Origin of the sequence: Exiguobacterium sp. s78, from assembly GCF_018618985.1 — a bacterium.
GTDB classification, from domain to species: Bacteria; Bacillota; Bacilli; order Exiguobacteriales; family Exiguobacteriaceae; genus Exiguobacterium_A; species Exiguobacterium_A abrahamii.
In genome coordinates this window covers 1,774,084-1,795,372 of sequence record NZ_JACSNB010000001.1, presented here as the reverse complement: position 1 = coordinate 1,795,372, position 21,289 = coordinate 1,774,084, and the positions used below count along the sequence as shown (strand labels likewise).

General features: G+C 48.1%; 21 protein-coding genes. 12 read left to right on the top strand and 9 right to left on the bottom strand.

Features of this window, described 5'->3' with window-relative positions; translation table 11 throughout:
- Positions 1-4: 4 nt before the first annotated feature.
- Positions 5-1,273, bottom strand: a complete 1,269-nt coding sequence (locus KNQ18_RS09370; RefSeq protein ID WP_149427037.1) for an MFS transporter — start codon at positions 1,271-1,273, stop codon at positions 5-7.
- A gap of 120 nt (positions 1,274-1,393) precedes the next feature.
- Between KNQ18_RS09370 and KNQ18_RS09365 the strand changes: the two genes are divergently transcribed.
- Positions 1,394-2,584, top strand: coding sequence for a helix-turn-helix domain-containing protein (locus KNQ18_RS09365; protein WP_215084619.1), 1,191 nt, complete (start codon positions 1,394-1,396; stop codon positions 2,582-2,584).
- 29 nt (positions 2,585-2,613) lie between these two features.
- On the opposite strand, the gene KNQ18_RS09360 is transcribed toward KNQ18_RS09365, so the two are convergent.
- Together KNQ18_RS09360 and KNQ18_RS09355 are read right to left on the bottom strand one after the other, a co-directional pair.
- Positions 2,614-2,793, bottom strand: coding sequence for a hypothetical protein (locus KNQ18_RS09360; protein WP_214769206.1), 180 nt, complete (start codon positions 2,791-2,793; stop codon positions 2,614-2,616).
- Positions 2,794-2,882: 89 nt separating this feature from the next.
- Positions 2,883-4,316: a C40 family peptidase gene (locus tag KNQ18_RS09355; protein WP_215084617.1), complete on the bottom strand. Its 1,434-nt coding sequence runs from the start codon at positions 4,314-4,316 to the stop codon at positions 2,883-2,885.
- Positions 4,317-4,511: 195 nt separating this feature from the next.
- Here KNQ18_RS09355 and KNQ18_RS09350 point away from each other — a divergent pair, with 195 nt between their 5' ends.
- On the top strand, positions 4,512-6,224 hold the full coding sequence (locus KNQ18_RS09350; protein ID WP_215084615.1) for an ABC transporter ATP-binding protein: 1,713 nt from the start codon (positions 4,512-4,514) through the stop codon (positions 6,222-6,224).
- A 124-nt stretch (positions 6,225-6,348) separates the two neighbouring features.
- A complete protein-coding gene (locus tag KNQ18_RS09345) occupies positions 6,349-7,209 on the top strand; it encodes a DUF4003 family protein (RefSeq protein ID WP_064300209.1) in 861 nt (286 codons plus the stop codon).
- Positions 7,210-7,266: 57 nt separating this feature from the next.
- Here KNQ18_RS09345 and KNQ18_RS09340 read toward each other — a convergent pair whose 3' ends face one another.
- Together KNQ18_RS09340 and KNQ18_RS09335 are read right to left on the bottom strand one after the other, a co-directional pair.
- Positions 7,267-8,514, bottom strand: coding sequence for a lysine N(6)-hydroxylase/L-ornithine N(5)-oxygenase family protein (locus tag KNQ18_RS09340; RefSeq protein WP_047391148.1), 1,248 nt, complete (start codon positions 8,512-8,514; stop codon positions 7,267-7,269).
- 77 nt (positions 8,515-8,591) lie between these two features.
- On the bottom strand, positions 8,592-9,722 hold the full coding sequence (locus KNQ18_RS09335; protein WP_214724554.1) for a S1C family serine protease: 1,131 nt from the start codon (positions 9,720-9,722) through the stop codon (positions 8,592-8,594).
- Positions 9,723-9,929: 207 nt separating this feature from the next.
- Between KNQ18_RS09335 and KNQ18_RS09330 the strand changes: the two genes are divergently transcribed.
- Positions 9,930-10,280 carry a DoxX family protein gene (locus KNQ18_RS09330; protein WP_029341233.1) on the top strand — a complete coding sequence of 117 codons (351 nt, stop codon included), beginning with the start codon at positions 9,930-9,932 and terminating at the stop codon, positions 10,278-10,280.
- A 38-nt stretch (positions 10,281-10,318) separates the two neighbouring features.
- Here KNQ18_RS09330 and KNQ18_RS09325 read toward each other — a convergent pair whose 3' ends face one another.
- Positions 10,319-11,083, bottom strand: coding sequence for an SGNH/GDSL hydrolase family protein (locus tag KNQ18_RS09325; RefSeq protein ID WP_023467747.1), 765 nt, complete (start codon positions 11,081-11,083; stop codon positions 10,319-10,321).
- A 126-nt stretch (positions 11,084-11,209) separates the two neighbouring features.
- Between KNQ18_RS09325 and KNQ18_RS09320 the strand changes: the two genes are divergently transcribed.
- From KNQ18_RS09320 to KNQ18_RS09310, 3 genes are all read left to right on the top strand, one after another.
- Entirely contained in the window at positions 11,210-12,130 is a 921-nt protein-coding gene (locus KNQ18_RS09320) for an ABC transporter ATP-binding protein (protein WP_029341234.1), read from the top strand.
- On the top strand, positions 12,123-13,121 hold the full coding sequence (locus KNQ18_RS09315) for an ABC transporter permease (protein WP_023467749.1): 999 nt from the start codon (positions 12,123-12,125) through the stop codon (positions 13,119-13,121). Before KNQ18_RS09320 ends, KNQ18_RS09315 begins: the two co-directional genes overlap by 8 nt.
- 363 nt (positions 13,122-13,484) lie before the next feature.
- A complete protein-coding gene (locus KNQ18_RS09310) occupies positions 13,485-14,180 on the top strand; it encodes a MerR family transcriptional regulator (protein ID WP_214769211.1) in 696 nt (231 codons plus the stop codon).
- A 188-nt stretch (positions 14,181-14,368) separates the two neighbouring features.
- Here the strand turns inward: KNQ18_RS09310 and KNQ18_RS09305 are convergent, their stop codons facing one another.
- Positions 14,369-14,890: a P-loop NTPase family protein gene (locus KNQ18_RS09305; RefSeq protein WP_149427040.1), complete on the bottom strand. Its 522-nt coding sequence runs from the start codon at positions 14,888-14,890 to the stop codon at positions 14,369-14,371.
- Positions 14,891-15,396: 506 nt separating this feature from the next.
- On the opposite strand from KNQ18_RS09305, the gene miaA reads away from it, so the two are divergent.
- Together miaA and hfq are read left to right on the top strand one after the other, a co-directional pair.
- Positions 15,397-16,323, top strand: coding sequence for a tRNA (adenosine(37)-N6)-dimethylallyltransferase MiaA (gene miaA / locus KNQ18_RS09300; protein WP_029341237.1), 927 nt, complete (start codon positions 15,397-15,399; stop codon positions 16,321-16,323).
- A 48-nt stretch (positions 16,324-16,371) separates the two neighbouring features.
- Positions 16,372-16,620 (top strand): RNA chaperone Hfq, encoded by a 249-nt coding sequence (gene hfq / locus KNQ18_RS09295; RefSeq protein WP_023467753.1) that lies wholly within the window; start codon positions 16,372-16,374, stop codon positions 16,618-16,620.
- A 43-nt stretch (positions 16,621-16,663) separates the two neighbouring features.
- Here hfq and KNQ18_RS09290 read toward each other — a convergent pair whose 3' ends face one another.
- Positions 16,664-17,068, bottom strand: a complete 405-nt coding sequence (locus KNQ18_RS09290) for a DUF2283 domain-containing protein (RefSeq protein WP_149427041.1) — start codon at positions 17,066-17,068, stop codon at positions 16,664-16,666.
- A gap of 29 nt (positions 17,069-17,097) precedes the next feature.
- Positions 17,098-18,069, bottom strand: coding sequence for a site-specific integrase (locus KNQ18_RS09285; protein ID WP_047391156.1), 972 nt, complete (start codon positions 18,067-18,069; stop codon positions 17,098-17,100).
- A 138-nt stretch (positions 18,070-18,207) separates the two neighbouring features.
- On the opposite strand from KNQ18_RS09285, the gene hflX reads away from it, so the two are divergent.
- From hflX to KNQ18_RS09270, 3 genes are all read left to right on the top strand, one after another.
- Positions 18,208-19,449: a GTPase HflX gene (hflX, locus tag KNQ18_RS09280; protein ID WP_034785946.1), complete on the top strand. Its 1,242-nt coding sequence runs from the start codon at positions 18,208-18,210 to the stop codon at positions 19,447-19,449.
- Positions 19,450-19,451: 2 nt separating this feature from the next.
- A complete protein-coding gene (locus KNQ18_RS09275; protein ID WP_029341241.1) occupies positions 19,452-20,729 on the top strand; it encodes a methionine gamma-lyase family protein in 1,278 nt (425 codons plus the stop codon).
- Between the two features lie 140 nt (positions 20,730-20,869).
- Positions 20,870-21,268: a MerR family transcriptional regulator gene (locus tag KNQ18_RS09270; protein WP_023467758.1), complete on the top strand. Its 399-nt coding sequence runs from the start codon at positions 20,870-20,872 to the stop codon at positions 21,266-21,268.
- Positions 21,269-21,289 lie beyond the last annotated feature (21 nt).

Here is a 21,289-nt window from a genome sequence, read left to right as displayed (position 1 = left end):
TTTCTCACGAAGTGAGGGAGGACGTGTTTTTTGCTTCTGCTACAGGAATGCTCTCGGATAAGATGTCTTTACGAAGTCGGAGGAATCCGAATGATGCTGCACCGAATAAGCCGACTGTACCGACTCCAAGTAGCACGATGATAGATACATGATCACTGAGTAAACCAAACAATAGGGTACCGATCGGCATCATCGCCATTGCAATCGATTCCAGCACACCGATGACACGTCCGAGGTAAGCCGGATCGGTCTGTTTTTGAACGATGAGCTGTAGTGGAATGTTCATCCGTAAGACGAGCATGCCGTCGATGAATAATAGAATCATGAAAAAAGGTAGTAGTAGAGCAGATGGAACATAGCCGAGTAGAGCAAGTGCAGGAAGCGCATAACAAGAGGCGATTAAAAAGAGCGACTCGAATATCGTGCGTAACGAACGTTTCACCGTAAAGCGAGGTAAAGCAAGAAGCAACGAAGCGACAAGAAGACCGGCACCTAGTGCGGACTCGACCATTCCAAACCGAAATGGTGTGAATTGCAGTCGATCGAGCAAGATGATCGGTAACAAGATTTCGAAAGCGACAAAAAAGAAGTTCAGGACGATCGCCATCAGGACGAGTGTCGTCAAGACTGGTTGACGGAACAGATAGCGGTAGCCTTCTTTAAACGCCGAGACGAAAGACGGAGTATCTGTAGTAGCCAGAGGAGAGGTATCCACTGCAAGAAATCGGAGGCGGCTATTCCACCAGGCAGCAGAGGCAAACAAGAGAAACGGTAAGATCAAGAATTGCGTGATGGAGACAGTGGCGATGAGCAATCCCGCAACGAGTGGAGCAGTGATCGTTGAGGTCGATTGAATCGTCGAGAAGAGTGCGTTCCCGCGTTGTAACTCCTCTTCTTCTACGAGTCGCGGTAACGAGCTTGATAAGGTAACGGACAGGAACGTCGACAGGCTCGTCAAGAGGACACTAGCAACGATGTAATGAACGGTATGTAGAGGGGCTAGTAGCGAATAGAACAAAAGTCCAAACAAGACGAGTGCACTTAAGCTTTCGGTCATGACGATGATTCGTTTCCGGTTCCAACGATCAGCGAGGACACCAGCAACCGGTGAGAGCAAAATCCGTGGCACTGATCCTGCAAGCAGGACGAGCGCAAACTGAAAACCAGACGATGTTTCCCGTAAGACGGTTAATCCGGCGACGAACGTAAAGAGACTAGCTGCGAATAATGAACAAAACTTTCCGAATAAGACACGCTTTAAATTAAATGACATCCTGTTCACTCCTTCATAGTTAAATTTTATTGAACTTTAGTGTAGAATAAAGGAGTGGAAGAAAAATGTAAAGGTAAAGTTCAATAAAATTTAACTTTTGTGATAAAAGGAGTGACCAGTGTGTTAGGGGAACGTATCAAACAGATCCGAAAACAGAAAAAAATGACGCAAACGGATGTTGCGACTGGTATCATCACGAAGTCAATGCTCAGTATGGTCGAGAACGGGAAAGCGACACCGTCTGTACCCGCATTACAGGCGATTGCTAGGCGATTACAGGTGACAGTCGAAGAATTAATGCTCGATCCGCGGGATGTTCAGATGCGGGAACTCCTCGAAACAATCCGTTCGCGGGATACCCCGTATCATTCGGATGAAAAAGTTCAGGAAATTCTGCGCCCGTATTTAGTGCCAGAGACAAACTCTTACTGGCAAGGACAGACCTTTCAGGAATATGGGGATGCCCTTCGAATGACAGATCCAGAGCTCGGTTTGATTTATTTCGAGAAAGCAGAGCGGGTTTTTCAACAGCTCGGTCGTCAAGATGAACAGTTGCTCGTTCAGATCGCAAAAGTCTATTTCTTATTTAATCTTAAACGGACGAAGGAAGCGTATGAACTGATCGAAGCAATGGATATACCTCGTGAGATTCCACTTGCACCGAAAACCTATTTAAAGCTTCAAATCCTGCGTGCGCTCCGAGCAAGTTTGTTCGATGATCACTACACAGAAGCGATCGCCTTATTGCGTGAAGGGGTTCAGTATATGCGGGAGCAAGATGTCTATTATCATGTCATTTCGTTTCAACGTTTCCTCGGATTGTTTTTATATCTAGAAGGGGAAATCGAACAATCACGACAAGAGTTTGATCGACTGGAGCAGTTTTTTGCATTTAGTGAAACGACTGCCGTCGGACGAATCGAAGTCGATTTGACGAAAGGACTCATCGCGATTTTTGAAAACGATACGGACGGCATGCAAATGGCGTGGGAAAAACTCGTCACTGTGGCGATCGATGACGCGAAGCATTACATCGGACAACTCGAAGTCCATCTCCTTGTCAATGGCATCGAATTACCGAATCAGACGCTTCAGCAGAGCGTCGATAAGATATGGGAGATGCAAGATGCCTGGCTTGCGGCGAGTGGGTTCGACCAAGCGATGATGTTACAGACGCTCGTACTGGCGATGCGGCACGGGGTTGGTCAGGAACGACTGGAGGATGTCTTGCGATTGAAGGATGACCTTCAAAGTGAACGACTCAAAGACGATCTTGAGCGAGAGATAAAAGCATTGATTAATGTTCAATGACGAAAAAACAGGCATGAAGCGAGTGCGCTTCATGCCTGTTCGTGTGAGGATGTCGTTCTTCTGAAAATCAATAAGACGCATGCAAGGACGGAAACGATCAAGTGACCGATATAGACGTCTCCCGTCTGGATATAATGCAAGAGCATCGAGCCACCAAAAATCAATAAGGCAAGAAAGAGAAGTCGGACATAAAGTGTTTTGTAAGACATGCGGACACATCCTTTCCATATCCAGTATATCCTAAAGAGAGGTGTTAAGACAAAAAAATATCCACCCCGAGGGATGGATAAGGAGATGATTAAAGTGATTTAAATCCTAATAGTTTTTGTGTCCAGTAACGTTCCGATACACGGCTGATGCCGAGTGCCGGTGTGTTGGCATGAATGAACTGATCGTTGTTCAGCATGATCCCGATATGCGTCGGACCAGCAGCATATGTGTTTTCGAAGAAGATGATATCGCCGCGCTTCGGTTGACGTAATTTTGATAACTTCGCTCCGAGGTACCGATCATCGTTCCAGTAGCCGTTGACGTTCGTTCGTCCGACTGCATAGCCAGCGGCATTCAACGTATAGTTAACGAATCCAGAGCAGTCGAATCCACCATTAACGGGGCTGCTTGATCCCCAGACGTATGGTGTACCGAGATATTGTTGACCAATCGAGATCGCACGTTCCATCAATGTTGAACCAGGAACGGTTGTCACAGGAGGTGTTGTTGGAGTGACCGGAGGCGTCGTCGTGACGGATCCCGTCGTGATGTAACTCTTCGCGACATAGTAGAGACCCGTTCCGATCTTGATCTGGTACCAGCCGCTATCTTTACCTGTCGTTTCACCTGTGACATTGACTGTCGAACCGTGTCCGACTTGTGTGAAGACTTTAGACGACGTCGAAGGCAACGTACGGACATTCAGACCGGTTGGGGCATTGACGCGATACGTCTTCGAGGCATCAACTGGCGTCAAAGAGACTCCGGGCGTCGTTGGTGTTGTTGGTGGTGATGCTTTTGTTGAAGCTTTGACATAGGTCGAAGCGACATATGCTTCTTTTCCGTCAAGCTTGACTTGGTACCACGAATCAACCGCACCTGTGACATCGAGCACCGTCTGATGCGGTAATGTCTTGTAGATTTTTGCGTTCGTCGCTGCAGCAGTCCGTGCGTTCAAGCCTTCCTTCGCATTGACCGTGTAGACTTTCGATCGATCAACCGCTTTAACGACTTTTTTGACGGGAGTCGTTGCGGGTGGTTTTGAATCCGTCGTGACGTTCGAGGTCTTTTTGCTGACTAACGTCGCATGGACATAAGCCGTTTGCTTTTTATACGTGATTTGGTACCAATCTCCTGTTTTTTTCTTAACAGATACGATTGTGTTCTTTGCCAGTTTTCCGAGTGATTTCGAACTCGTTGTTGCTTTTTGGCGAATGTTGACGGCATCGGTGTTCGTTATGTAAGTCGTAGTTGTTGGAGCCTTTTCCGTCGTCGCTTTGACATATGCTGAAGTGATGAATGCTGGTTTCGACTGATAGCGGATTTCATACCAGCTGTTGACTTTCTTGACAGCTGTCAGCTTCGTACCTTTTTTTAGCGTCGTGATGACCTTCGCGGAAGTCGAGGCAGCCGTGCGAATGTTGACGTTATCCGTCAAAGTCAGTGTCGTTGACGCGGCTGAAACCGGAACCGTGGTACCGATCAAAGCGAGCGTCGTGAGGGCGAGAACAGTCTTTTTCACGTGACATAGCTCCTTCCAATAGATAGGTAAAAATCGTTGTTACCATTTTGTCATAAAAAGCGCTGATTCCCCTGATTTAAAAATATAATTTTTGTCTGGAAAACTGTAATACCGTTTTTCAAAAAAACGAATAGGTAGAATGAGTATTTTCAAAAAAGTTCAAGTACACTAGAAGTACTCGGAAGGAGGCTACACATGTTACGCCGTTTTTATCAGTATTATATCCCGCACAAACGATTATTCTGGCTCGATTTCATATCTGCTTTATTCGTCGGGGTTTTAGAACTTGCTTTTCCACTCGCTGTCCAGTGGTTCATCGACTCCTTGTTGCCAAACGGTGAGATGAACTGGATCATCCTCGTCAGCGTCGGACTATTAGCGCTCTACATCATCAGTACGTTGATGCAGTTCGTCGTCAACTATTTTGGGCATAAGCTCGGGATCAATATCGAGACCGATATGCGTCGTCAACTGTTCAGCCATGTGCAGAAACAGTCGTTCCGTTTCTTCGACAATACGAAGACGGGGCATATCATGAGTCGGATCACGAATGATTTGTTTGATATCGGGGAACTTGCCCATCACGGTCCGGAAGATGCCTTCATTGCCGTCATGACATTGCTTGGTGCATTCTCGATCATGTTGACGATCAACGTACCACTCGCGCTCGTGACAATCATCGCTGTACCATTCCTGATCTGGCTGATCAGCTATGCGAACGTCCGGATGAATAAATCGTGGGACCGGATGTATGGTAACATCGCGGAAGTCAATTCACGCGTCGAGGACAGTGTCTCTGGTGTCCGTGTCGTTCAGTCATTCACAAACGAAGCTTACGAAATCAAGCGTTTTGAAAAAGACAACGCGACGTTCCGGCAGTCGAAAATCAATGCGTACAAGGTCATGAGTAAGAGTCTATCCGGCATTTACTTGACGACCCGTTTGATGACGCTCGCCGTCTTAGTCGTCGGTGCGTACTTGACGTATCGCGAAGCTTTAACGGCCGGAGAGCTCGTTGGATTCATTCTTTATATGAACATCCTGCTGAAGCCGATCGACAAAATCACCGCATTACTTGAGATGTATCCAAAAGGGATGGCTGGCTTCAAACGCTTCCTCTCGATGATTGATGAGGATGCATCAATTCCGGATGCGCCAGACGCACTCGTCGTTGATCGGTTGAACGGTGGCATCACATTCAAGGATGTCGCGTTCGGTTATGAAGCCGATCGTCTCATTCTAGAGAATATCAATCTGACGGTCGAACCGGGTCAGACCGTTGCGTTCGTCGGAACATCAGGGGCAGGGAAGACGACGATCTGTTCATTGATTCCACGTTTTTACGATGTTCTAGATGGCGCAATCACGATTGACGGAATCGATATTCGGCAGATGACGAAGGAGTCTCTGCGACAACAAATCGGGATCGTCCAGCAGGATGTCTTTTTATTCTCAGGAACGATTGCTGAAAACATCGCCTACGGTGATCTGAATGCGACGCAAGAAGACATCGTGCAAGCGGCAGAACGTGCCCATCTCGGTCCGATGGTCGCGGATCTACCTGATGGCTACGCGACACAAATCGGCGAACGGGGACTCAAATTGTCGGGTGGGCAAAAGCAACGACTCGCGATTGCGCGGATGTTCCTCAAGAACCCGCCGATTCTGATTCTTGATGAAGCGACGTCTGCGCTTGATACAGAAACGGAAGCACTGATTCAAGAGTCGCTTGCCGAGCTGTCTGAGAACCGGACGACGCTCGTTATCGCCCACCGTTTAGCAACGATTCGAAATGCCGATAAGATTTTTGTCGTCACGAAGGACGGCATCGTCGAAGAAGGCTCACATGATGAACTAATGGATCAAGGTGGTTACTTCTCCCGTCTGTTAGAGAGACAACGAGTTTGAATCGAATTGAAAGAATGAGAGGCGACGGACATGTTCTGTCGCCTTTTTTTGTTCGTCTAAAAATAAGGTTGTACAAGCCAATTTTAGGGAAAACGATTTATAGAAAAGAAGGCGAGGTGGAAGGATGTACGGTCAATTCTGTGAGAACTATGATGAGAGTTATCCCGTCTTGCGGGAGGAATCGTCACATGATTTCCATCGTTTTTTTGCACTGTCCTACACGATTCATGATACCGTTTTTGAACAAACTGTCTACGAACGGCTGATGCGGACGATCAAACATAAGACGTCGCGTTTTTCAGCACTTCGGAGCCGCTATACACCGTTGCTCGTTGCCCATGTTCAATTAAATAGCACAGATCCCGATGTTCTCATCGAAGAAATCATCGTTGCGGAAAAGAAGATTAAACATCGCTTGATTCGTGATAAAGGAGTTCGCCCATTTTTTGCACTCAACGAAGTGCTGAACCGTCGACAAGGAATTGATGCGTTCCCTTATATGGAACGATTACATGCGACACGACCTCATTTGAATGCCGCGAAACAGTACGTCGTGACATCGACCTTGCTTGAACAGCAGCCATTACCAGAGGAATTTTTAGAGCGTGTCGATACATCGGAAGAATGGCTCGCGCAATATATGGAACGGACGAGTGAACGTGTCATTACGGCGCAAATCTTAGCGGCGCATCCAGATCCTTCAGCGCAACAGGAACGAATCATTGCGTGGCGGGAACTGTTAGAGCGAAGAGAAATCATCATCTGGGATCGTTTAATGCCGATTCTTGCGTTACTGCCTACAATGGAACGTGTCGACTGGATTTACGTGACCCGGATCGTCGACCGGGAGCGGGCACGGAATCGATTTTCAGACGAGGTCAACTGGTTGATTGCCTTTCATTTGTTGCTCGCTAAAACAGGTGTGACACGAGTTCAAGCCACGTTGCTATTGCTGGCTGCACTAGAGTTGACGAAAAAACCGTAAAACGAAAAACGAACGAGGAGTGGCGCGCGCCATTCCTCGTTCGTTTGGTTTAGTGACTCAATCGAACGTCGTAAACGTCGCATGTCGTTCGACCGGATACAGTTCCGTACCGGCGACAGCGTTCAAGATCAACTGGTTCCGCGAGACGGACATCCCGAGATTATCCGCAGCCGGACCGTGTGACAGCTCTAAATTAGCAGTTGCGTAAAGATGATGGGCTGTCTCGACCGAACGCACGATTTGGTAGTCGGCATCGACTTTCCAGGCATTCGGTGCTTCGAATACAATATCAAGTCGGTCGATGAAGCTCGGAAGGGATGGCGAAAAACCAGTTGCCGCAATGACGGCATCTGTTACAGACGAGCGCTCGTCCTCAAGTTCTTGATGTTGCATCGCAATCGTGAACCGCTCATCATAGGTGATTTCTTTTACTTCGAGATTCGCGCGGATCGCGACCTGTCGTTGTTCCTCTTCCGTCAAATCATAGAGATGGGCATAGATTGATTGAAGTGTCTCCGGACTGATACCGTTCTGAGAGCGGGCAAACTTCTTGACCGACTCTTGTCGTACTTCGAGTGGAAGTTGGTTGAAATACGTGACGTAGCTCGGTGAAAAAATTTCTTCTCCGAGTTTGCCGGTCTCAAGTGTCTCAAACAGTGTCGAACGCGCGATCCACTCGAGTTCAGGACGCTCTGGAGCAGGCGTCGTCAAGAGATCAAGGAAAATCTCGGCGGCACTTTGACCGGAGCCGACGATGCTGATTTTGTTGCGCTGAAGTAAATCTGCCTTGTTCATGACATATTGCGTATTGTGGATGACGCGTTCGTCAAACGTATCTGGGATGGCGGGTTTTGAACCAGTGCCGATGACGACGTTTCGTGCTTCGAACGTTTCGCGTTTACCGGTCGAGACATCTTCGACGAGGACTTCAAAACTATCACCGGTGTCTTGCACGTCGATGACACGTGTCGAAAAGCGGAGATCTTCAAGTTGTGTTGCGACCCAACGTAAGTAATCGTTGTAACCTTGTCTTGAAATCAGAAGTTTTTCATAGAAGTAAAACGTGTGGAGACGGTGAATCGATCGTAAGTAATTGAGATAGGAAAACGAACTTGTCGGATCGGCGAGTGTGACGAGATCGGAGATGAAGCTCGTCTGCATCATCGAGTCCTGGATCATCATGCCGGGATGCCAGGAAAATTGTTCGCTTTCGTCAAAAAATAACGTCTTTAAATCTGTCGGATGCGCAAGTGCGCTCAATCCTAAATTCATCGGACCAATGCCAATGCCGATTAAGTCATACATAGAAAAAGCCTCCCAATTCGATATTGTTCTAAAACAATACCCGAAAAGGAAGGCGGACGAAACGTCAGGCTGAAGCTTTACAGCTGGTCGGTCGTCGTTGTTTTGGTTTCGACCGTCATCGTTTTCCCATCACGGATGATCGTCAAGGAGAGCGGTCCATCTGATTTGATCAGTGCCGTTTTGATGTCAACGAATGCTTTGATTTCGGAGTCATTGATTTTCGTGATGACATCACCTGTTTTCAGTTTAGCCGCAGCAGCTGGACTGTTCGGTTCGACTGACATGACGACGACACCTGTTTTTTGACTGTCTGGTAGTTTGACTTGATCTTTAAGATAACCGGCAGGGAACGCCGCGACGTCTTGTAAGGACACACCGAGCGTCGGATGCTCGACTTTACCGTTTGTTTCAAGCTGTTTGAGGATTGGTAATGCATCATCGATCGGGATACTGAAGCCGACACCTTCGACACCAGACTCAGCGATTTTCATCGAGTTGATTCCGACGAGTTGTCCTTGTTCATTGATCAAGGCACCACCCGAGTTCCCTGGGTTGATGGCAGCGTCCGTTTGAATGACTGTCGTATTGAAATCGTCTTGTCCATCACTGTTCGTATCGACCGGTACGGTCCGGTCTTTCGAACTGACGATTCCGCGTGTGACGGAGTTTTGGAACTCACCGAGCGGGTTACCGATTGCAAGGACCGTTTGTCCGGCTTTTAAGTCCGCTGATTTCCCAAGTGTGATGACGCCCGGAACATCGCTTGCGTCAACTTCAAGCACTGCTAAGTCATAGGTTTCGTCGCTACCAAGCAGTTTAGCCGAGAGCGTCTTGCCGTCATTCAACGTTACATCGAGTTTTGATGCCCCGTCGACGACGTGATGGTTCGTAATGATGTATGCTTTGCCGTCCTCTTTCTTATAGATGACACCGGACCCTGAACCAGCCGCTGCTTCTTGTTGCGACATTGAGTTGCCCGTTTGATAGTTCGTTACGGTCACGACTGATTTTTGAGCCGTGGCGACTGCGTTCGTCACCGGATCATTCGTCGTCGTTGAGACTTGTTTTGGCATACCATTTGAAAGTGGTGTATCAGCGACCTGTTGTTCTTGATCGAGTAGGATCGGAAAGGCAACCGTAGCCGTCAAGACCGCGCCGATGATGCCTCCAGTCAATCCAGGTAAAAGTGCTTTCGTTTTTCCAGCCATAAGTCATCATTCCTCTCTGTATGATTTCTGACTTCATCATAGCAAATGAAGCAACCTCTTCTCTGATTACGGGAGACATTCCGAAATGACTCATCATTCCCCATAATTCGACGACAATTTCTAAAAGTTGAGATAATCAGGTCATTTCGATACACTGAAGCTGTCTCGAACATATATTTCATTAACAGAAAGAGAGTGTGGAACATAATGCTATTGCGTCTAGTCTATGGAGCAGGATTACTGTTTGCGGGAGTTGGTCATTTCCGCAATGAAAAAGGGTTCGTCAGCATCATGCCGTCGTTCATTCCGTTCAAGCGCTTCTTTGTCCAAGTGACAGGGGTCATCGAAATCGCTTACGGTGTCATGTTGTTGACAGGAAAAGGGGTGCACCTCGTTCGTAAGACTCTTCCTGCCTTCTTATATGCTGTCTTACCCGCAAACGTCAACATGGCAGTCAATCCAAAGCCGATTAATGGGAAACGTCTTCCGTCTTGGTTGCTTTGGACACGGTTGCCGCTCCAATGGGGGCTCGTCTCTCTTGCGAAACGTCTGAAATGAATCGGAACAAAAAGCCGCCTAAATGGCGGCTTTTATTGTTAGAAACGTTTGTTGACAGCAAGTAAGGAAGCTTTTGCAATCTCTTCGTAGGTAGAATCGTTCGGGTGGAATTGGTCACTCGACAAATCGCGTTTGACGTCACGCACGAGATTGAATGTGTCGATGATCTCGACGTCGTACTCGATACCGAGCGTCCGTGATTTTGCGTTCCAATCTTGTACGATGGCATCGAATGCTTCACCGTTTTCCGTCGCGCGGAAAGGATTATAGAGCCCGACGTAGAAAATGACAGCATCCGGATTTTGTTCTCGTAGGATACTGAACGTCTTTTTCAAGTTCGCTTGTGCCGTCGTGACGGTTTCGGCTGTCTTCTTCGCATTGAAGTTCGCGACGCCTTCACCACGGTTGAATAAGTCATTTCCGCCAATCGTCACCGAGATGACTTTTGCTTGTTTGATTGAACGTAAGACTTCTTTTTGTTCTAGTTGTTTCAGTAAATCTTCCGTCCGGGCACCACTGACGGCAAGATTCTGGAAGCGCTCGACAGTGTTATCTTTGACAAGATCGCGTCCGACGATCGCGGCGTAACTATTGCCGTTTGATGCTCCGACACCACGTGTCAAGGAATCACCAAGCGCGACGTACGTCCCGCCTTTTTTGACAGGCTCTTCCTTCGTAGGTGTCAGGACGGCACGTTTTGGTGGGTTGACGACGTCACTATAGGCACTGACGAAGCCGTATCCAAAGATTGCCGTCAAAACGAGTGAGACGGTTAAAAACAGGGGCCAGCGTAATCGCTTCATGAACGTTCCTCCTTCTAGGTTCTAACCTGATTGTAGCAAAAGTTGAAAGAATGTGCGGAAATGAAGTGTTCTGACAAGTCAAATGATTCATTATTCCGCTAGAATAGACAATAAGAGGTGAGAGACGTGAAACCAACAGTGAAATTAGAAGGTGTAACAAAGGTGATCGGAAAAAAGACGATCATTGATAATATCTCGTTTGAGATCCAACCAGGTGAAGTCTTTGGCTTCCTTGGACCGAACGGGGCAGGAAAAACGACGACGATCCGGATGCTTGTCGGCTTGATCAAACCGACGTCCGGTAAAATCACGGTCTGTGACTTCGACGTCCGCAAACAGTTCGTCCAAGCGATGGAGCGGATTGGCTCGATCGTTGAAAATCCAGAGTTGTATAAGTATTTGACGGGTCGCGAAAATCTACAAGTCTTTGCCCGGATGTTACCGAATGTCGATGATGCCCGGATTCAGGAAGTCATCGATCTCGTCGATTTGACGGCGCGTGTTGATGATCAAGTCCGGACATACTCGCTCGGGATGCGGCAGCGTCTCGGCATCGCACAAGCATTACTCGGACGACCAAGCGTCTTGATTCTCGACGAACCGACGAATGGTCTCGATCCGATGGGGATTCGGGATTTACGTCAATTCATCCGCCGGCTCGTCGAGGAAACGGGACTGTCGGTCCTCGTCTCGAGTCATATCTTGGCTGAGATCGAAATGCTTGCCGATCGAGTTGCGATCATGAGTTATGGCAAAATCGTTCAAGTCGGAACGGTCAAGGAACTGGTCGAGTCGCTCGCACCAGGCGTTGACTGGCGTGTCGATGATGCCTTTAAAGCAAATGAGATTTTATCAGCATCGGATCAAGTCCAAGTGTCCGAAGTCGTCGATGCCAATACGGTTCATACTTTGATGGATGCAAGCAAGACACCAGCGCTCAATAAGCAGCTGCTCGAAGCAGGTGTCGAAGTCTGGACGATTGAACGGAAAGTCCAAACGCTCGAAGATCTGTTTATCACGTTAACGGGAGGCGATCACATTGCGTAATCCGAACATGATCGGTCTCGTACGAAATGAAGTGACGAAAATTGCTTCAAAACGTCGTTTTGCTGTCGTTGCGATCATTCTCGTCGTCCTCGTCTCGATGTTTACGTACGCACAGTACCGAGACATCCAGGAACAAATCAAAAAGCAGGGAACGCTCGATTGGCGGGTTGAGTTACAACAAGACATCGTCGACACGCAGAACCGTCTTGCTTCTAGCAGTATTCAAGATGAGTTCCGTCAGTTCCTTGAGTTTGACCTAAAACAGAATCAATACTATCTTGATAATGACATCAACCCGAACTATCCGGGAGCCCCGACGTTCATCCGAATCTTCTTCTCGCAAGGATTGACGCTGATCTTACCGCTGTTCATCATTGTCATCATGGCGGATATCGTCAGTGGGGAGCAAAATGACGGAACGATCAAGACATTACTGTCGCGACCAGTCCGGCGCTGGAAGATCCTGATGGCGAAATGGTTGACGGTGTTACTCTATACGTCGATGCTGATGGCATTGACCGTCGCCGTCTGTTATGCGATATCCGGGATCGTCCTCGGCTATGACGGATGGACCGCACCGATCTTGACCGGGTTCCAAGCCTCACCGAGCGGTACGTTCTCGACCGAGTTCGTGCATACGTTACCGATGTGGGAGTACCTCTTGATGGCAGTCGGTCTAGCGTGGATCGTCACAGCTGTCGTCGGAACGATCGCCTTGATGGTCTCTGTTCTCGTTAAAAACACAGCGACAGGGATCGGGATCATGATGGCAGTCTTGATTTCCGGTACGTTACTGACGACGCTCGGTTCAAGTTGGACGAGCTCGAAATATCTCGTCAACGTCAACTTCGGACTGATCAATTACCTCGATGGACAAGCGCCACCAATCGAGGGGATGACGCTTCCGTTCTCACTCGCTGTCCTTGGCTGTTGGACAGTCGCAGCGCTAATCGTTGCGTTCTGGAACTTCACACAAAAAGATATGTATTAAGACTCTAAGACTCACGAAAGTGGGTCTTTTTTTATGAAAATTGACATGAGGAGAGGCAGTCAAAAGAGATGTGCCTATTTTGAACTACCGGAAGTAAATGATCTTCAACGGATCTTTGTCAAACCAAAAGACCGAATTGACGTGGTCCGTGATGTAGAACAAACGACGTCGAGCGGTTCATCGAGCTAAAAATTACGGAACTTATTTCGGCAGAGTTAAACCGGGTATTGTTCTCTATGAAGTAGAGGGGGATCGATGCAAGACGACAACCACTATATATGTCGGTATTCAAGTTCCAGAAAAGTAAGGCTTGACCTGCCTCTCAGGTACGACTGTACAGTGAAAGGAGGAGGTGGGGAAAAGATGATTCCAATTGGAAGAGTCGCACATGTAACCGGTTTGTCGGTAAAAGCGATCAAATTTTATGAAGAACGTGGGTTGGTCCACCCCATACGGTCCGGTAATCAATATCGGATGTACGGGATGGAAGATATCCGACGTTTGAGCGAAATCAAACGCTTGCGTCAGATTGGACTCAGTTTAGAACAAATTCAGTCCGGTCTACCGGTCGAAATGTTACTTGAAACAAGATTAGATGAAGTTCAATCAGAAATTGAACAGCTTCATCGAATCGAGAAACAGATTAGACTAATGCAATCAGGAGGGAACGACATGAAAGTTCGATATGAAACATTGAATGAAGCAATTCCAGTCTACGGATATGCAGGAACTTTAGAAGAAATTCCACATTTGTGGACGAAGCTTCAACCAAATCTGACGACGGATGAGTCCTATGGCGTCTGTCTCACACAGGAAAACGGTTATGTCGCTGGGATGACGGATTTGTTAGCGGAGGAAGATACGTGCCGTGTCGAACTAACGAAAGGGAATTATATCGTTGCCATAGTCGATGGAGGGATCTCGATGATTTCATCTACGTATGAACAGTTGGTACGTGTTCCAGGTGTAACGCTACGGGATGCGGTCGACTTTGAACGCTATATCCATGGGCAGGGCGGAGCGGATGATCTTATCGAAATATGGATGCCCATCGAATAGACAAAAGTTCTCATTCATACACAAGTGATTGAACTTCGGGTAATCTTTTGTTCCTCGCCTCCGATCTCATGGACTGGGAGATTTTTTTAATGTAAGTAATGCTTACGTGTACTGCCTTAAATTTAAAAAATGGATACCTCAGTATCGAGAAACAATTAGCTCGCTTGAACAGATGAGGCTGTTTTTTTCTAAAGCGACAATCGATCGTATGTCTCGATTATTTTTTGATACTGAAATTGTGTCGGCAACGAAGCATCTACTATGAGAATCGGGGAAATCGATTGATCCATCTGATACTGGTGTTCCGCAAATGTACCGATCATCGTGGGATCCGTCGCCGTGTGATACGTCCGGCACCAGTCAAGGAATTCATTGGAGCCTGTAAAATCTGGGTATCGTGCTGCTTCGCGTGCGATGAGACGTTCCATCCGAACCGATTCGTCGAGCGACAGGAAGACAAGCAAGTCCCGATTGATGAAACCGTCCGGATGCCAGGCGAAGACAGAACCGGAGACGATGTAATCGTTGTAAGACATAAGATCTGCTTCATACATGGAAAATCGCTCGGAGACGTCTCGCTTTTCAGTGAACGTCGTATCTTTCCAAAGATAATGGTCTGTATCAATCCAGGGAATCTGTTCAGCTTGCCCGATGAAGGCGCCCAGTGTACTTTTTCCGGTGCCTGATCCACCAATGATTTGAATACGCACGACAATCGGCTCCTTTCGAAATAATATACTGGTACGCAGAACAGGCCCGGGCATGATGCCGGACCTGTCGCTTGGAAGAACGAATTCTCCCTATGTCGTCTCGTGCAAGCACAAGACATGGAATCGAGAGGCAGTGCCTCTAATAGGAAGCCGATGCAGGTCAGCCTCCGCGCTACGTACCAATCGTACTTTTATCATACTGATTCCAAGAATTGGTGTCAAACCTGCTCGAAAGGGTTTACAAACCGTTCAAACCGTCAAAAGAGAGAATAACGATGACTAGAGGAGGAACGACCATGGCAGATTGGGGCATCATGCTGACAGGCGTCGTCATTTGTGGGTGGTGCATCTTTAGTGCCATCTATGACGATTTCATCCGTCGCGTATAAGACGAGCAAACATGAACCGTCCAAGGAGGGCGGTTTTTTTGTTGATTTTTTTAATCCGAGTAAGTGGCTGTGGTACACTCGAATCAGAATGAAAAGATAGAGAATGGGTGAAGAAAAATGAAGAAACAACCAGTCATCGTCATCGTCGGACCGACGGCAGTCGGAAAAACGAAGACGGGCATTGAACTAGCCAAACGACTAAACGGAGAGGTGTTATCCGGAGATTCGGTCCAAGTCTATCAAGGGATGGATATCGGATCGGCAAAAGTGACGACCGAAGAGATGGAAGGAGTGCCGCATCATCTGCTTGATCTCGTTACACCGGATGATGAGATGAGTGTAGCGCGTTTCCAGACGGTTGCCCGAGCGACGATCGATGAGATCGCAAGTCGGGGGAAGTTACCGATCATCGTCGGTGGAACAGGGCTTTATATCCGTTCGATTTTATATGATTATCAGTTCACCGAGCAGGCAGAAGATCCAGCCTTACGAGCTGAACTCGAAGCGTATGCAGCGACACATGGAGCGAACGCGCTACATGATCAGTTGAAGGAACTTGATCCGGTGCGTGCCGAAGCGATTCATCCGAATAACATTCAGCGGGTCGTGCGGGCAATCGAGGTCGCGCGGACGGGTCAGACACAAACGACCGGTAGTAAGCCTGCACTTTACGAGAGTCTACTGTTCGTCCTACACATGGAAGACCGGGATCGCTTGTATGATCGGATCGATCAGCGAGTAGATATGATGGTCGAAAGTGGGCTTCTTGAGGAAGTGGCGCGTCTTGATGCTGCCGGGTACCGTCAGACGAAGGCGTTGCAAGCGATTGGTTATAAAGAGATGTTACCGGTCCTTGACGGGGCACCACTCGATCCTGCCGTCGATATGCTGAAACGGAACACGCGACGCTTCGCTAAACGTCAATTGACGTGGTTCCGTCACCAATTTGATGGCGTTTGGGTGGATATGGGAAAGTTTTCATTTGAAGAAACGTTCAAAATTATCTATGATAGAACTGTAGAGTTTCTGAAAGCGGTTAAATAAGAGTTGCCCGAAGACAGAAACAGATAAAAAGAGGGGGCACGGGGAATCATGAAAGCGACATACAACATTCAGGACGTCTTTTTAAATCAATTACGGAAAGATGCAGTCCCGACAACGGTTTTCTTAATCAGCGGGTATCAATTACGGGGGCTGATCAAGTCATTCGATAACTTCACGGTCATCTTGGAGTCCGAAGGCAAACAGCAGTTGATCTACAAGCACGCGATCTCGACGTTCGCACCAGCGCGCAACGTGACGTTATATGAGCAAGAAGAGACACAAGAAGTCTCTCGCTAAGTAAAAAAGACGACCGGGGGGTCGTCTTTTTTTGTTCACTTCATTATTTATACGCTGGCTGAGCAAGCGTACGAAGAACGTCGACAAGATATCGTTCTAAGTCAAGGATATCAAGTCCGATGAATCCGGTATGATCGGTTTCAGCAAAGTAGAACGTAACTCCTTGGAGGTGACACGAACTTTTCGGAATCGTGTTTTGCAATCGGAGCGAGAAACGATCTGTATGTTCTGCGTATAAGAATGCTTGTGAATGGACGGCGCGGATCACATTCGCTTCTTCATTGAAAAATTCGATTCCGACGATGCGTCCCTCTTGATCAACGTCTACGTTGAGGAATTCATTTTCTTCTAGCTCGTCAGTTTCTTCAATCGCGGGAGTAAATGTTTCTGGGAAGAGATATAGATATCCCATTTCTGCTTCTTGATCATAAGTCATTCGAATCGTCATCTATGTCACATCCAAGCCTAATGATTTTTTTACAACAACGGTGTCAGTTCCTCGACCGCCTCTTCATAACGTCGGAGCGAGACATCCTTATAGAGGCATGTCTTCTGCAGACGTTCTTCCTTCGTCATCTCGTCCTGATACGTTTTTAAGATGAAACTGTTGCGTAACATCGACGGCGTCAAGATCCGCTTGTTATCGGACCGTTCATTCAGCTGACGCATCATCTTCGTGATCATGACGATCGATAGTTGCTTCGGTGCATTTTTGCTGTAGACCCAGCGGAATGTCATCCGAGCGAAGTCGAAGGCGACGAAAAAGGGGTCGGTACTGTTATAACGGGGGCGGACCGGCTCCGGAATCGTCTTCAAGTAACGCAACATGATGTCTTGATCTTCCCGCTCGAGGTGAAGCAGGTAACGGTTGCCGAGTCGGTCATGAACGGTCATCTCTTGCTGAGCGAAATTGAGATCGTGCATCTTCAAACCAATGATGTGATGGACACGTAGACCGTAACGATAAAACAGACGGAGAATCAATTCGTTTCGATCGATCAAATACGGACGTGCCTTCAATTGATGTTCCGTCAAGCCGCGATCGGATTGATTCGTCCGGACCAATTGTTCATATTCCTTGAAGGAAGCGACGTGTTTTGCCGTCAATTCGTGCGTCGGTTGTGCGTATTCAATCAGCTTCGCCTTCGTTTGTCGAATCTGATAATTGACTTGATTGATGACGGTGACGATCCGGGCAACCGTTGCTTGCTGGTAGAGTTTCTCTTCGATCAAGTATTCATTGATGAACGTCTTCCACGTCTCGATCGAAATCGCCTTGAAATCGTCGATCGTCTCGAGTGGTTGGTCGACATCGGTCATGTAGCGATGGACTTCGATTAAATCATAGCGATAGCGGCGGACGGTCGAAAGTTGCCGTCCACTTGTCGTTAGATAAAACAAATAGCGTTCAATGAACTCTGGAAGCGTATACGACTGTTCGCGTGCCATGGTTTTCCTCCCCTTATCGTAATCTTTCTTCCATCATAAACCGAACGGATGTTTCCTGTCCAAAAAAGTTCAGACGAACCGGTGCCTGTGGTATGATAAAGGGCGCAGTACGTCTTTACTCGTGAAAGGAATGATATTATGTCAGAACGCGTCATCGTCGTTGGTTGCCAGCTCCCCGGTGTCCCGGACCATGTCTATGAAGAATCGGTCGCGGAGCTCGAAGCACTCGTAACGACTGCGCATGGTGTCGTCGTCGGTCGTCTGGATCAAAAACGACAAGCGATTGATCGCCGTACGTTCATCGGAAAAGGAAAGGTTGAAGAACTCGTTGCTTTAGCAGACGAACTTGAACCTGATTTAATCATATTCAATGCCGAGGTCACGCCCGGTCAGATGAAGAATATCCGGATCGCCTTGTCGGACCCGGAAGCCATCAAATTGATTGACCGGACGCAGTTGATCCTCGATATCTTCGCTGGTCGAGCCCAGTCACGCGAAGGGAAATTGCAGGTCGAACTGGCACAGATGAGTTATCTCTTACCACGTCTTGCCGGGCAGGGAACACAACTGTCACGTCTTGGTGGCGGAATCGGGACGCGTGGACCAGGTGAATCGAAACTCGAGACGGACCGCCGTCATATCCGGCGTCGGGTCGATGAGATCTCGAAACAACTCGAGACATCCGTCGCGCACCGTGCCCGTTACCGGGAACGTCGCAAAGAGAACCAGACATTCCAAATCGCGCTCGTCGGTTATACGAATGCCGGCAAATCAACGATCTTCAACCGGTTGACACAAGCCGACACATACGAGAAGGATGAGTTGTTCGCGACGCTTGATCCGTTGACACGTCAAGTCGATTTGCCGGAAGGTGGTCAAATCCTCCTGACGGATACGGTCGGTTTCATTCAAGATCTCCCGACGAAGTTGATCGCGGCGTTTCGTTCGACACTCGAGGAAGTGCTGGAAGCCGACTTGATCCTCCATGTCGTTGATGCGTCGAGTGAGCATTACTTGAATCAGATGCAGACGACGAACGATGTCCTCGATGAACTCGGTGCCGGTGACATTCCGCAACTGGAAGTCTACAACAAGAAGGATCAATTGAACCGCTTGTTCACAGGTGGAAAACTGCTGATTTCTGCGCTTGACCCGCAGGATATCGAGCGCTTGATCGAAGAGATCGAACGTTCGATCAGCGAAATCCTCGAGTATCTCGAGATTCGCATTCCAGTTGACGGATTTGCCCATTACAATCCGGCGAAAGAAGTCATGATGAATTTGAAGGAATCGTTCGAAGAAGATGGTTCCGTCATTCTAAAAGGTTACTTGCGTAAAGATACGCGTCTATACGCGACATTGAAACAATACGAGGTGTAAACATGTTTTCAGAATTAACCCATTACGAAACGCTCCGTCCGCTCATTGACCGGGCGGAGGAACAAATCGCCCCGTACGTCAAGAAAGCGCAAGAGGTCGCGGAATACAATCAATTCCGTGTCCTCGATGCGTTCCGACGTCACAAGGTCAGTGATTTTCACTTCATGCCGTCAACAGGTTACGGCTACAACGATGAAGGACGCGATACGCTCGAACGGATCTATGCCGATGTCTTCGGTGCGGAAGCCGGTCTTTGTCGTCCGCAAATCATTAGCGGAACCCATGCGATCGGTATCGCGTTGTTCGGTTTGTTATTGCCAGGAGACGAATTGCTCTATATCACAGGAAAACCATACGATACGCTTGAAGAGATCGTCGGAATTCGTGGTGACGGACGCGGTTCATTAAAGGAACTGGGCGTCCAGTATGATGTCGTCGAGATGAAAAACGCCGAGACGATCGACGTACCGGCCGTTCTCGAACGGATCACACCGCAGACGAAGGTCGTCGGGATTCAGCGTTCAAAAGGCTATGCGACGCGACGTAGTCTGCCGGTCAACGAGATCGGAGAAGCGATCGCCACCATCAAAGCTGTCCATCCGCACGTACTGATCTTCGTCGATAACTGCTACGGTGAATTCGTCGAGACAATCGAACCGACGCACGTCGGGGCAGACTTGATGGCAGGGTCGTTGATTAAGAATCCGGGTGGTGGTCTTGCGAAGACTGGCGGTTATCTCGTCGGTCGAACGGACTTGATCGAACGGGCATCGTTCCGGATGACGACGCCAGGGATTGGCGCCGAAGCCGGTCCATCGTTATCGGCACTTCCGGATATGTATCAAGGTTTCTATATGGCACCACATACGGTGAGCCAAGCGTTGATGGGCGCGATGTTCACGTCGAGCATGCTCGGTCAGTTCGGCTTTGATACGGCACCGCATCATACGGCAGAACGGACGGATTTGATTCAATCGGTTTCGTTCCATGCGCCGGAGCCGATGATTGCCTTCTGTCAAGCGATTCAAGCTGCTTCACCCGTCAATGCACATGCGTTACCGATTCCGGATTATATGCCGGGATATGCGGACGATGTCATCATGGCAGCAGGAACATTCGTACAAGGATCATCGATTGAGTTGTCAGCGGATGGTCCGATCCGTGCGCCCTATACCGCGTACGTCCAAGGTGGTTTGACGTATAGCCACGTTAAGATTGCCATCATCTCAGCCGTCAATCACTTGATGGAAAAACAATTAATTCCAGAAAAAAACGTTTAATACTAGAATATCTCGTGAAAAGACCTCTGAACGACTTCATGTAAAGTGATTAAAAAAGTTGTGTTAACTTTTCTTACATCGCTTGACAAGTTGCCTGACAGAGGTTTATTCTCATGGAGTAAGGAAAAAGGAGGAACCACATGGCAGACTCATCACGCCAGTCCAAGCCACTATTTCCCATCGGAGTCGTTCAAGAGTTGACCGCGTTATCTGCCCGCCAGATCCGATACTACGAAGAACAAGGACTGATCAAACCGGAGCGGACAGAGACGAAGCGTCGCCTCTATTCGTTCAACGATGTCGATCGCTTGTTGTCGATCAAGGAATACCTGGATCAGGGACTGAATATCGCAGGGATCAAATTGATTTTTGAAAACGATCTCGTCAAACGCGAACGCGTTGCGGAGAGCGTCGTCGAGACGCGCCCGGAACTATCTGACGGCGAATTGTATAAACTCCTGAAAAATGAATTGAAGGAAGCAGGACGACATGGAAAGACGTCGCTCATCCAAGGTGAGCTCGGGCGTTTCTTCAAGTAAGGACCTGTAACCATATAAAAA